The organism is Pseudoalteromonas sp. CO342X, assembly GCF_004208915.1.
GTDB classification, from domain to species: domain Bacteria; phylum Pseudomonadota; class Gammaproteobacteria; order Enterobacterales; family Alteromonadaceae; genus Pseudoalteromonas; species Pseudoalteromonas maricaloris.
Genome location: NZ_SGPH01000033.1, coordinates 87,464 through 101,925 on the forward strand (window position 1 = coordinate 87,464; position 14,462 = coordinate 101,925).

The 14,462-nt window shown below is 48.8% G+C and carries 2 protein-coding genes (1 of these 2 cut by a window edge); both read right to left on the reverse strand.

What is annotated here, in order from left to right:
* Complete coding sequence (locus tag EXT47_RS14865; RefSeq protein ID WP_130126967.1) at positions 1-12,069, reverse strand: non-ribosomal peptide synthetase; 12,069 nt, start codon at positions 12,067-12,069, stop codon at positions 1-3.
* On the reverse strand, positions 12,069-14,462 hold the 3' end of the coding sequence (locus tag EXT47_RS14870) for a non-ribosomal peptide synthetase (protein WP_130126959.1). It continues 7,434 nt past the right edge of the window; 2,394 of the gene's 9,828 nt are visible here — the last part of the coding sequence; its start codon lies off the right edge, out of view — the gene reads right to left on this strand; it ends in the stop codon at positions 12,069-12,071. The genes EXT47_RS14865 and EXT47_RS14870 overlap by 1 nt, the downstream gene beginning before the upstream one ends.

Below are 14,462 nucleotides of genomic sequence, written 5' to 3' on the forward strand. Positions count from 1 at the left end.
CTAGTGCAACACATAGTTGCGCTCAATTATGTTAACCAACTGCCCTACTTGCTCGGCTTGCAGGCAGGACAAATGATCTCCTTTGACTTCATAACAAGAGAGAGAGTGACTAAATGGTTTCCACCCCATGTCTTTATTCACAGGATGGCCTTCAAATTCTTGCGTTTGCTGCGTTTTTACAACGCAGATTGGGGTGTCGCTAAGCATAGACGGCATCTCAATATTTGCTCGCAGTTGGGCACTAAAAACTTGCTGAAAGTGACGTAGATGCGCATCACTAAAATTAAATCCAGCTTGGTGTATCCAACGATTGAGATAAGCAATGCGTGCTGAAGCATCACCTTGCCTATAGGCACTGATTTCTGCATCAGAGACACTAAGGCGGAAAAACGCCACCAGATTATCCAGCATCATTTGTGCGATTTGCGCTTCCCCTAAGTTAAGCGTTGGGCTGCTCGGTACAGGCGTATCAATCACAGTTACCAAACAGCCAATCCGACCTTGTTGCTCAAGTAAAGTGGCAAGTTGATAGGCAATAAAGCTGCCAAAAGAATGTCCGACCAAATGCACTTGCTCACCAAGTTCAGCGTCTGCTAATACACTCAAGTAATACTCTGCGGTGCGCCTAATCGAAGTTAGCGTCTCGGGTTCCTCTGCAAGCGCCTCTGGCTGCAAGCCATAAACGGGTATACGGTTATCAAGCCCATTCACTAACGCATGAAATGCCATTAGCCAACCTCCCGCTCCCGCAATCAATACCACAGGTGTAAAACCAAGCTCACCCTCTTGCAAACACACTAAGGTTTCAAGCGATTGAGGTTTGCTATCGCGTTCGCCAAGACCATCTCTCAATGCTTGAATATACTGGCTGAGCCCACGCACAGTCGGATACTCAAACAGTGCCGACAGTGGAAAATTGAGTTGTAGGTGCTGATTAATATCACCCACTAAACGCATCGCTAATAGCGAATGACCACCTAAATTAAAGAAGTTATCGTCAAGGCACACTCCATCCAACTGCAAACGACAGGCAAACTGCTGCGCTAATTGAGTTTGTAGTGGTGTAAGCCTTTCCAGCTTAGCCTCTTGCCGCAAGGGTTGAGGCGGAGTGTATGAGCCGGCCAGCGCAATGAGCCGTTTGCGATCTACTTTGCCGTTCGTTGTCAGCGGAAGCTGGCTAATTGATTGAAACAACTCAGGGACCATGTAAGCGGGTAGTACTGCGCGTAATTGCGCTCGCAAAGCAGCATCACCCACTTCCGTATGCTGTGTTGGCTGCACAAATGCCACTAATTGCGCGTTGTTACTGCTATCTTCACGCACCACCACAGCACACGCAGCAACTTCGTCTAACAGCTGAAGTTGCCGCTCAATCTCACCCAATTCGATGCGGTAACCGCGCACTTTAACTTGGTCATCACCACGACCTAGATACAGCAATTCATTTGAGGCTAAACAGCAAGCGCGATCGCCAGTTTTGTAAAGTCGCTGGCCGCTATTTGGCTCAATGATAAAGGCCTGCTGTGTCTTTTCTTTGTCGTTGAGATAACCTCTGGCAAGGCCAATACCTGCAATGTATAAATCCCCTTCCACACCGGTGGCCACCGCTCGAAGCTGCTCATCAAGTAAATATAAAGACAAACCAGCGACGGGCTGACCAATTGGCACGCGTGCACCGCTGAAGTGTGTGACATCATTAAGGGTTGCAGAAATGGTTGCTTCAGTCGGGCCATAGGCGTTAATAATTCGAATACGGTCGCCATAGCGCTGCTGCCAATCGGTGAGCGCGGCAATCTGCATCTGCTCGCCACCTATGGTGATGATCCGTAATGAGGTTGGCAAGGTGACTGAAGTCGCTGCAAGTTGATGCCAATACGCTGTTGGCAAACTCATCAATGTTAACTCGGCATCTTGGCTTAATTGCGCCAACTTGTTGGGGTCCAACATGTCGTCTGTCGGTGCCATCACCAAGGTTGCGCCACGAATTAAAGTACAAAAGACTTCTTCCGCAAACACATCAAAGCTCATGCTAGCAAATTGCAGGTAATTGTCGCTGGGCGTAATCGCATATTGCGCGGCTAATGCCTGCACATAATTAACGACACTGGCATGCTCCACCATCACCCCTTTTGGCATGCCCGTGGTGCCCGAGGTGTAAATTACATAACAGAGGTCGTCAATCTGGCATGGCGCAGTAAAGCAACGACTAGGCTGCTCAGCCAAAGCGCCCTGAATACTATCTAAATCGACTTGAGGCACCACCTGCTCCGAGCTACCCTGCCAATATTCTGTTTTGGTAACCAGCATGGCTGCATTGGCATTTTGCAACAGCAAACGACGTCGAGACTCGGGTAGTGTTGGTGCAATTGGTAGATAAGCCGCACCCAATTTGAGCACCGCAAGCATAGCCACAATAAGCTGGTAACTCGCCTCTAAACACAGGCCAACAATAACGGGGGCTGTACTCGGCTCTAGTCGTGAAGCAAGGTAATGGGCGAGCTGATTGGCGTCTTTATCCAGCTGTGAATAGCGATAACAGCGTGCCTCCCCAGAGGCGGTACTATATTCACGAATAGCAATATGCTCAGGAAATTCAGCAGCAACTTGAGCAAATAATTGCTGAATAGGTAAATTTGGCGTTTGATATTGCGCCGCTTGCGTCAGTGCAAAAGTAGGCAGAGGCAGTGCCTTGCTGTACGGCGCGTGTTGAGGCTGCCAAGACAATTTTCCGAGTGTTTGCTCAGGCTGTTGTGTCGCAGCTAACATCAGCTGCTGCATCGCCGCAAGACTTTGCTCGATAAACACTTCATCAAAGCATTGCTGCTGATAGCTCAGCGTGAGCGATAAACCGGCCCCTACGCCGACCACGAAGGTCAATGGATAGTGCGTTTCGTCAACTTCACTTAAGGTTGTTGCGATAAATGGCAGCACAGCGCTATTTTGTAACGGATCTTGCGGATAATTTTCAAAAACATGCAAGCAATCAAACAATGGACTGTCATTTTCAATACCCGACCATTGATGAACTTGTGTCAGTGGTGTGTGCGGGTGCTGCGCCAATGCCGTAAGCTGCGACTTCACCGCTTGCAGGTAATCTTTCACACGCGCATTTTGATCTATCGTTACATGGACCGCTTGAGTATTGATATACAAGCCAACGCGCTGCGCCATTCTACTAAGCGCTGTAGGTCTACCCGCGATGGTTTGACCAAATAAGGCATACGGTTCATTGCAGCAACTTGCCACCCAATAAGCCCAGAGCCCCTGGATAAACTGATTGATGGTAAGTCCTTGCTCGCTCGTAAAGCGAGTCACGGCATCTTGCAGCGATTGCGGTAAAGTCACACTAAGTTCTTTAACACCAGCCGCTTTATTTTCAGTGTGATTTTCAGTGTGAAGTACCTTTTCGCTGAGTAATGTGGGCGTGGTAACTCCACTCAAATACTCCCGCCAAAACGCTTCGTCGCGGTCAACATGCATATGCGAATATTCGATATGATCGCGGAAATTATCTACCACAATGGGGCGTAACTCACCTTGGCAACGGGCTTGATAAAATGCCAATAATTCAGCAAATAACACCGGCAGCGACCATCCATCCATGATGAGATGATGATAGGTCCACACCACCCCGACATTGCCATCTTCAAAAACGATTAAACACAACCGCATACAAGGCGCTTGCGAGAGCCTAAGCGGCTCGGCAAGCTCCACCGCAGCCTGTGATTTCACCATGTGCGATTGTTCTTCTGCAACAGCATCGCTGTGCAACAGCGTCAGTGGTACATCGGCATGTTTACAGACCACTTGCAGCGGCTCGCCAGCAACATCTATAAAGGCCGTGCGTAATATGCTGTGCTGCTTAATCAATTGCTGCCAAGCATAACTCAACGCCTCAATATCCACACAACCTTGTAGCAATAAGCTGGTTTGCTCGACGTAAGGTAGCGTGCTTTGAGTGTGCGTCTCACGTGCCGTTTGACTGTGGAACCACATGCCTTGCTGCAAACCAGTTAGAGGGTAAATATCCTCAACTTCCTCGTCAAATTGCCCAAGTATGCGCTGTAACTGCCGTTCAGAAATGCCGCTGAGAAGTGCAAAGTCACTGACTGTGTAATGACGTTGAGGCTGGGATTGGCAATGCTCGATGACCTGAATTAGACTTTCGAGTATCTCTTTACTTAGTCGCTCTGCTTCTTCAGATGATAAGCGCAGGCTGTCAAACTCTAACGTTAACGCCAATTGACCATCGATAACTGCCGCTGTTAGCTGCGCTCCAAAGTAACTGAGGTTTGACTCTGCAACCAAAGTGCCAGTCGACTCACGAGCGTCTCCCAGCAAACCTTGTTGCTCAATAACTGTATCTAGCTGGCCTAAATAGTTGAAAAACAGTAAGCCTCGGGTATCAATCTCAAGCGATGAGCGAACGTTTGGCTCTGGGTGTAAATACCGCGCTGCACCATAACTACTGGCGACTTTAGCGCTCCTTTCAAGCTCAGCCTTGATACTGCAAATAACATCATGCAAGCGGCTGCCATTACTAAATAACTGCATTGGATAAAGCGCCGTTAACCAGCCAATGGTTCGGCTGCTGTCCAGTGCCTCCGTCAGTAACTCGCGACCATGCCCTTCTAGCATGATCACTTCACTGCCTGCACCACGCTTTTGCGCACACCTGGCAAGCGCACTGAGCAGCAATGCTTGCGCCGTTGTACCATAACTGGTGTTGGCGGATCCCAGTAGCGCACGGGTGTGCGCTGTTGACAATGTGTGGCGAACTTTGGCTATGGTTGGGGTCGCTTTTGTATCCTTAAGACTCAATAAGTGTGAGGTTTCAGCCAGTGCTACCACCTTCTGCCACTTGCGCAAACCACGCTCATCGGTTGCAAGTTCACGATAAAAATCGGCAAGTTCAGCCAAATTCGCGCTTGCGGCAGGAAGTTCCAACGGCACATTGTTTATTTGCTGCTGTAGTAGCTGGCTCACATCTTCAAGTAACACACGCCAAGAGACGCCATCCACTAGCAAGTGATGTGCGCTAAACAGCAAACGATTATTAGCCTCGCTGTCAGGCGTAACATATAACACCGCTTTAAACAGTGGCGTGCCAGTAAACGCAAAACCTTGCTGCACTTGTTCACTGAACTCACTCAGCTCAGTTTGCCAGACGTCACGCTCAAGTGTATGCGCCGTAAATACCTTTTGAATATCAATGCCATCACGTACAAATAGGGTATTTTCATCCGCAACCACCAAACGTAGCGCATCGTGCTGAGCTATCAAGTACCCTATCACTTGCATGAGCTGCGCTGGTGTGACGGACTTATCTACACTCACCAGCACGCTTTGATCCCAATGACTGGGTTTGGCAAATTGTTGAGCAAAGAACCAATGCTGAATTGGTAATTTATCGAGTTGACCAACCAATGGCTGCCTTGCTTTACTCATAGGCAGGTGAATATCTTGCTGGGCAAGTCTTGCTGCAAGTGCCGAAACATTGGGGTAGGTAAACACATCGGTAGCACTAACTGGTAGCTTGAGTGCTTTGGCTTTACTGGCGATTTGAATACTCAAAATAGAGTCGCCGCCCAAAGCAAAATAGTCATCTTCAGCGGTCATGGATGGTGTACTTAATACCTGCCGATAAATCGCCAGTAACTGAGCTACGACGCTGTTAGCCTGTGGTGTGACCGCGCTCTGCTCGGTTACCGTGATAATCTGTTGAGTTTTACCAAGTGTTGCCAAGGCACGATGGTCAACCTTGCCATGCGGTGTCAAAGGTAGCCTTGCGAGCATGACAAAATGCTCTGGCACCATATAACTTGGTAGTCTTTCCTTTAGCTGGGCTTGAAGCACTTGAGGCTCAGTTGTTGTTACCACAAATGCCTGCAACTGTGGCTGCCCTGACGCGCTTGTGGTTATCTGAACCGCACATTCTTGTACGCTCGATAGCAGCCCAATTTGCTGTTCAATTTCGGCCAGTTCAATACGATACCCTCGCAGTTTTACTTGTCCATCGTTACGACCCATATAGGCGATACGGCCGTTGCTAAGCAGGCGAACCAAATCTCCCGTTTTATAGGCTCGCACCATGTGCGAGGGAGAGACTTGTAGCTCAATAAAACGCTCAGCACTAAGCTGTGGTTGATGTAAATATCCTCTGGCAAGTCCCGCTCCGGTTATATATAACTCCCCAATCATCCCCGGTGGCACAGCGTGCAATTGTGGGTCTAAAATAAATAGCTGACTATTGTCGACAGGCAAGCCGATATCTGGCACCTTTCCGTCAAACTCAACCACACCTGAAGTCGCGACCACCGAGGCTTCGGTAGGTCCATAGTTATTGACTAGGGTAAATCCGTACTCTTTTGCTTGCAGTGCACCAAGTTTATCGCCGCCAACCAATAAATAACGCAAGCTTTGTGGATTAAACAAAGACTCAGTGAGCAGCGCTTGAGCGATTGGCGTTGCAATAAAACTATGCGTGACTTGGTGTGTATTGAAACAGGCTGTTAATTCGGCCGGTGACTGTAGCACCGCTTTTGTCACACACACAAGGCTCGCGCCAGCACATAAATAAGGCCAAATTTCCCACGTTGCCGCGTCAAAGGCGGGGTTTGCGGTTTGACTCGCTACGCTATGATTATCCACCGCAAAAGCTCGTCGGTGCCAACCACATAAATTCGCCAACCCTTGGTGGGCTATCATCACGCCTTTAGGATTACCAGTCGTGCCTGAGGTATAAATCACATAGGCCAACTGCTCCGCTTTAACTTTTGGAAACTGCTGAGGTAGTGGTATTGCCGCAAGGCGCGCTTGCACGTTGGCGTCATCAACACACATAACATGTGGCGAGCGATATTCTGCCTCAAGGTGATTATCATCTAACTCAGCTGCCTCAAAGCGAGCGGCAAACTCACACTTTGTTAAAACCAGCGCAGCGCTGCTGTCTTTAGCGATGTAATTGACTCGCGCTTGAGGGTAATGAGGGTCCACAGGTACATAACATCCTCCCGCTTTTAACACAGCCAACATCACCACAATGAGATCTGCGCTACCCGTCATCGCGATCAATACAGGTTGCTCGGGCTGGAGCCCTTCGCTTAATAACAGCGCCGCCAATGCCGCAGCTCTTTCATTGAGCTCACCATAACTCAAGGTTTGATTTGAGTTTGTGTCAATTACCGCAACTCGCTCAGCTTGTGCAGGCTCTGCCATATGTCGCTCAATTTGCTCAAGCACTGACTGCTCGAAATGTTCCGGCGCTGATTTGCCTGAAATCGCATGATTCTCTAGCGGCTGCTCCTTGCAAAGTTTTATATCCGCAAGCGGGCACTCAGGTTGCGCGAGTAATTGCACTATCACGGCATTAAAACACTCTGCAATGCTAGCCACAGTTTCTCTTTCAAATAATCCACTGTTGTATAGCCAGTGCAATCTCAACCCATGCCCATTTACTGTTGCGCTGAGCTCTAGATCAAACTTGGCACGCGCGTTTTCCGACGCTAAAACTTCCGTGCTGAGCCCCACAAACTCTGGTGTGTGCTGTGGCTCGGGATTTAACGCAAAACTCAACTGGAAAACACTTTGGTGACTTAGCTCTCGGCTAACACCAAGATGGTCAATGAGCTGCTCAAAGGGAAGTGATTGATGTTGATGTACTTGCTCAATCTGCTCTCTTTGTATATCGAGTAGTTGGCTGAAACTCTGCTGCCAATCGACCTTCACGCGAATTGGCAAGGCATTGACGAAAAAGCCAATCAACTGCTCCACTTGTGGGTGATGCCGCCCTGAAAATGGCGCACCAATCACAATATCATCCACTTGGCTAAACTTAGCAAGCACCACCGCATACACGCTATGCAACCAAATAAACGGGGTTATTGCCAAGCGCTGGCAATGCTGTTGTAGCCGTTGCCATGTTTCAGCACTTAGCTGCTCAGTAAATGCTTGCGCGCTATTGTTCACGGCCTGCCCACGCGGCGTATCGAGCGGTAATTGATGCAGTGGCGGCGCATCGTCAAGGTGCGCAGACCAAAATGCCATGTCTGCACTTTGCTGCGCGCCTTGGCACTGTGCTCGATGCCAATGGGCATAATCCGCGTATTGCACCTCAGGTGGCGCAATCAAGTCATCGGTAAGTTCACAGCCTTGGGCGTAATGGGCATAAAATTGCGTCAGCTCTCGCATTAATACTTCGATGGAGCGAGCATCACTAGCAATATGGTGCATATTGACGATAAGACGATGATAGCCTGATGAGAATCGAACCAGAGTTGCACGGATCATTAGATCTTTACTAAGATCAAAACCCTGCGCTTGGTCGTCCCGTACCGCGCGCTGCCAAACCACAGTTTGCCAAAGCGGTGATTGTGTGGAGACATCAATGAGCGTAACAAAATGCTCAGGCAAAGCCACAAGGTGCTGTTTAGGCCCATCATTAGTGTTGGTGATAGCCGAATGCAACACCTGATGCCGTGACAGCACTTTTTGCCAACTTTGCTCGAATGCGCTCAGATCAAGCTCCCCTGAAAACGCCAATAACGCTTGAATTTGATATTGCTGGCTGCCCTGCTGCATTTGATCTAATGTCCATAAACGCTGCTGAGCAAAAGACAACGCTACGCCATTGGTTTTATCCACCACAGCAATAGCACTTAGCTGCGCGTCTTGCTTTTCAAGTGCAGCCGCTAAACCTTGTACTGTAGGGTGCGTAAAAATCGCTTGCAGCGGTAACTCAATGTGCAGCGTCTTGCGAATATGATTTGCCAGTTTTGCAGCAAGTAGCGAGTGCCCGCCGAGTCTAAAAAAGTCGTCATAACGACCAACTGATTCGCGCTGCAGTATCTCGGAAAAATAGCTTGCAAGTTGGGTTTCAAGCTCGCTAACTGGTGCTTCATAAGTGTTTTCGTTAAAGCTTGTATCAAGTTGCTGCAGTAGTGCTTTTTTATCTACTTTGCCATTGCTGGTCAGTGGCATGGCTGCTACCGCTTGCACTTTGGCAGGCAACATATGGTCAGGTAAATTTTGTTTTAAAAACTGCTGCATGACTAAAGTGATGTCGTCGAACTCGACCTGTTTGTGTAACACCACAAAGGCGCAGATCCAGACATTCTCAGGATCTTGCCGATTTAACAGCACAGTGACCTCAGCCACTTCGGGATGCTGACGCAACTGATTTTCAATTTCACCTAATTCAATGCGGTAACCCCGAACCTTTACTTGGTCGTCAATTCGGCCAACATAGCTCAGCTCACCGCTGGCCATTAGCCGCACAAGATCTCCCGAGCGATATAATCGCTGCTCAGACGCTTCACTAAACGGGTTTTGAATAAAGCGAGTGGCGTTTAATTCGTCACGTTGCCAATAACCCCGACAAACCCCCTCGCCCCCTACGTACAACTCGCCCACGACACCTTGCGGCAAGAGCCTTTGCTTGTCATCAAGCACATAGCAGCTGGTGGTCGGAATAGCACGACCTATATTACTGGTGCCGAGCGTCAGATCCGCAGGCTCCAGCGCCTTAAACGTAACATGTACCGTGGTTTCGGTAATGCCATACATATTGATTAACTGACAATTTGGTAAGTGCTGTGCCCAAGGTTGTAGCTTACTTGGCTGCAACGCTTCACCACCAAAAATCACGTACCGCACTGCACACTGGCTCGCCAGTTGACTGTCATTGAGTAGCGTGGCTTGTAGTGCGTAAAACGCACTTGGTGTTTGATTTAAGACCGTAACACGAGCATCAACCAACAACTGAGCAAAAGCTTGAGTGTCTTGCGCAGTCGCTTTATCCACAACCACAAGATGACCACCAAAGAGTAACGCGCCATACATCTCCCACACAGAGAAATCAAAGCAGAAGGAATGAAACAAGGTCCAAATATCTTGCTCATTAAAATCGAATAAGTTGGGCTCTACATGAAGTAAGCGCACCACATGACGATGCTCAATTTGTACGCCTTTTGGTCTCCCTGTGGTGCCAGAGGTATAGATCATATACGCCAAGTCTTGCGGCTCAATCTGAATAGCATCAAGCTGCTTGAGGGCTTCGCGGCTGGCCTGATGCTCTGCCTGTGACACATTAATTAGCTGGTATGAAAGCTGACTAAACTGTGCCTGGGTAGCGTTGTCACAAAGCAGCCATGGGCTTTGCACGTCTCCCAAAATATACTCAATGCGCTCTTGCGGGTAGTCGGGATCTACCGGCACATAGGCAGCACCCACTCTAAGCACTGCTAGCAAGGTCACTATCATCTCTATGCTGCGTGATACACTCACCACCAGCATGGTTCGTGGCGTGACCCCTTGTTGTAACAGCATTACCGCCAGCGCATTGACTCGATCGTTAAGCTCACGATAATTCAGCATAGTCGTGCTATCTTGCACGGCAGTACGTGTGGCAAAGTGCTCGGCGTAGCGCGTGAATAAACTGGTGATGGTGTCTTGCTTAGGCCAAGTTGCCGCTTGGCATTGAGCGCCCGTTATTAATGCTTGTTGCTGTTTTTGGTTCAGTAACGCAAGTTCACCAACGGCGGTATGAGGGGCTGTAACACAAGCTTGAAGCAGCGTATGGAAACAATCCGCCCAATGTTTGATGGTTTCTTCTGTGTAAAGATGGCTATCAAACTTCCAATGTAAATAAAGTGCCTGCTCATCAACTACGGCATTGAGTTCTAAGTCGCATTTTACCGCTATGCTATCCGCCTGTTGTTTTTGCACTTCTTGAACCGATAATCCCGGAAGCTTAAAAGCACGCTCATCACGGGTTTCCAGTGTAAATAATATTTGCACTAGCGGATGGTGACTTAAATCTCTTGGAGCACCAACCGCTTCCACCACTTTATCAAAAGGAATATCGCGATATTCAAACGCCGCTAGGTTGAGGGCTTTTTGTTGCTGCAACCATTGGCTAAATGGCATATCACTTTCGAGCTTTGCATGCATCACTAAGGTATTAACAAACAAACCGATTAGTGGCGTTAATTCGGAGTGATGACGGCCAAGTTCTGGCGTGCCTACAACCACCTGCTGCGATTGCGTAAGCCTTGCGATAAACAACATAAAGGTATTGAGCAGCCACATAAAGGGTGTCAGCTGGAGCGACTTCGCCTGTGTCGAGATCGCCGCAAATAACGACGCATCAAGCGCTTGGCGATATATTTTCCCCGTTAACGACTGCACCGCAGGACGGACAAAATCACAAGGCAATGACTGCAACGGCGCTAATTCGCCAAATTGCTGTTTTAGTTGCGCCAGTGGTGCCTCGATGCGATCTGGCGTTAGCTGTGCTCGCTGCCACTGACTAAAATCACTATATTGCACCTGCATAGTTGCAAGCGGTGTATAAGATGCGCCTATGTGTTTGCAATAGCCAGCCTCTATCTCTTGTGCAAGTAGCGCTATTGACACCCCATCAGAGACAATATGATGCATATTAAATGCAAGGTGATGTTCATCGCCATCACTCACCACCAGCACGCGAAGCAAACAATCATGAGCCAAATCAAAAGGCTTGTTCTGATGTGCTGCGATGCGCGAAGCAATGTAGGCTTGCCGTGTTTCCTCAGCTGCTACACTGGCATCAAGCCACTCGAACGGCGCACTAATATCATCCGTTATTTGCAGCTGGGGTTGGCCATCTTGTTCATTTTTTACAAACCTAGCACGCAGTATTTCGTGGCGCTGCACCACATCTTGTACGGCGCTGCGCATTGCTTGAATATTAAGCTTGCCGCGTAACAAAAACTCGGCGGGCATATAATACTGCTTGCTACCTTGCAGTTGCTCAATAAACCACAGTCCTTCCTGCGCAAAGCTCAGCGGTAAGATTTTCCCCGCGCTTGGCTGCGCGACTATTTTCGGCGATGAGTTCGCCACATCACGGCTTTGTTGCTGAAAATAGGCAATGATCTCTGATTTATATTCAACCACCTGCTGTTTTAACTGTGGAGGAAACCCAGCGATTTGCTTAAATGCCAAGCCACCGTTTTTTTCATACAAGGTCACGCCAGCTGCTAATGCTTCTGCGATCAAAGCCTCTATCTGTCTTTGTTGTTCATTCATCACAAAAACATCTCCTCAGACTGACCGTTTTCGTCTGCCGCTTTGGCTGCACGATGGATCTCACACCAAGTTGCAAGTGCGCTTACGCTTGGCCGCTCGAACAATATTTTTAAGGTGATGGGCACCTCAAGCGCCTGCTCAATTAAGGCAACCGCTTGGCTTGCTGATAAAGAGTGCCCTCCTAACTCAAAGAAGTTACTGTTAATATCTCGAACTTGAGTATTGAGCACTTGAGCAAAAACTTCTGCCAGTAGCGTTTGTAGTTCAGTCATAGGAGCTAAAGGTGTTGTAAGCACTTGCGCCTGTTGCGATTGCACCAGTTGTGCAAGCGCTCCTGCGTCTACTTTGCCGTTATTGGTGAGCGGCATAGCAGCCAGTGCATACAGCTTGTAAGGCAACATGTAACTTGGTAGGACCTCTGCTAACGAGGCTAATATCTGAGTGTGTAGCGTCTGTTCAAGCTCATAAATGGCATCACTGTGCGATGGTGTAGTTAGCACCACACAGGCCTGTAAGTTATCTTTACTTTCGTTAAGTAACACATGTGCTTGTTGCACTGCATCTAGTTGCTCAAGCTGAGCCGCAATTTCTTCAAGTTCGATGCGATAGCCACGCAGTTTAACTTGGTTGTCTCGACGACCAATAAACTGCAGCACACTAGGGCAGCCCTGTTCATCTAGCAGCCAGCGCACTTGGTCGCCCGTCTGATAATAACGCTGCGAGTTATTCATCAATGTCAATGACACAAATTTACTGGCGCTGAGCTCAGGCAACCCAAAATACGCCTGAGCCACATTATCGCCTGCAATGTATAGCTCACCGGGCATGCCCATCGGCACCGGCTGTTGATGCTGATCTAATACCACCAAATGAGTGCCCTGAATGGCGCTACCGATTGGCACAAAGCGCTGCGATTGCTGTGCAAGCGAAACTGCATCTTGGCCGTTACAGCGATACACGCAACAACCGACCGTTGCTTCTGTTGGGCCATATTCGTTATAAAAATGAGCCTGTGGCAGCAGTGCCCCAACTTGAGCAACCACGCTGCTAGATAAGGCTTCTCCCCCCACCACAATTTGGTGCGCAGCATTGCTCGGTTGTAATCGCGCCAGCACGCCTTGCAAGTGGGCTGGTGTCAGCTTAAACAGCAGCGCCTCATCACGCGCTAAACACGCACTAAGCTCTGTGATTAACTGCTCGCCATCATTCAATAATACAACTCCAAGGCCATTAACCAGCGCGCCCCATAAGCTCGTTACTGTCGCATCAAACGCTAAAGGCGTGCTGACAACGCTCTCGTGTATATCGCCTTGGAGATAACTGTGGCTGACGTGCTCAAGGTAAAGGTGCAGATTACGATGGCTAACCACCACGCCTTTGGGTTGCCCTGTGGTGCCTGAGGTATAAATTATATAAGCTGGCGCATCAATATCACTTAATGGCGCAAGCGCCTCTTCAGGCATGTTCTGCCAATGCTGTGCGGTGTCCATTAGCACCAAACGGCAGCTAAGCTCTGCGCTGTTGGGAAGTAGCGTCGAGGTGGTGATAAGGCAAGTCGCTTTGCTGTCACGCACTATATATTGCTGACGCTGACTCGGTGCATTGGGGTCAAACGGCACATACACGGCCCCGACCTTTAAGACTGCCAAAAGTGCCACAACTTGCTCACAGCTTGGCGCTAAGCTTATTGCGACCTGCGACCTTGCAGTCACGCCTTGCTCAACCAAGTAACACGCTAGTTGATTACTTTGTGACTCCAATTCGCCATAACTTAATCGTTTTCCAGTCATATCTCGCACTGCGTTATGGTTCGCGTGGTGCTGAGCAAAATGCCGTATTTTATCGCTGATAAACCAAGGCGATTGTGGTGGCGCCTGCGTGGTAGGCGCTAGCTCGCTGAGTGCTTTAGTCTCAACTAATGGTAAGGTATTCACGCTTTGCTCAGGGCTTTTCAGCGCCGCGTCAATTAACGTCACAAAAGCGTCGACCATCGCCTGTACGCTAGTGTGCTTAAACAAGGCTTTGGCATAATTCCACTGCACTGCGATCTCACTGCCAGATTCTTGTGCATTGACTTCTAAGTCGAACTTCATTGCAGGCTTAAGATCAAGCTGTTGCTCGATTTTTAGGTGAGGTAGTTCGAAGTCACTTTGTTCGTTATTTTGTAGTGCAAAGAGTATTTGTAACACGGGCGAATGCGCTAGGCTGCGCGGTGGATTAATGGCATCAACAAGCTGCTCAAAGGGTAGATTCTGATGGGCAAAGGCTTCCAAGATCACCTGTTTTTGCTCATTTAGCCAGTCGTTAAATGAAGGCGACCCCACTTTGCGAGCTCGAATAGCCAAGGTATTCACAAAGCAGCCCAGTAACCCCTCTAACTCTTTCACCTCACG

Coding starts and splice junctions, on each gene's coding strand:
- EXT47_RS14865 (WP_130126967.1), bottom strand. CDS start 12,069: ATGAATGAACAACAAAGACAGATAGAGGCTTTGATCGCAGAAGCATTA.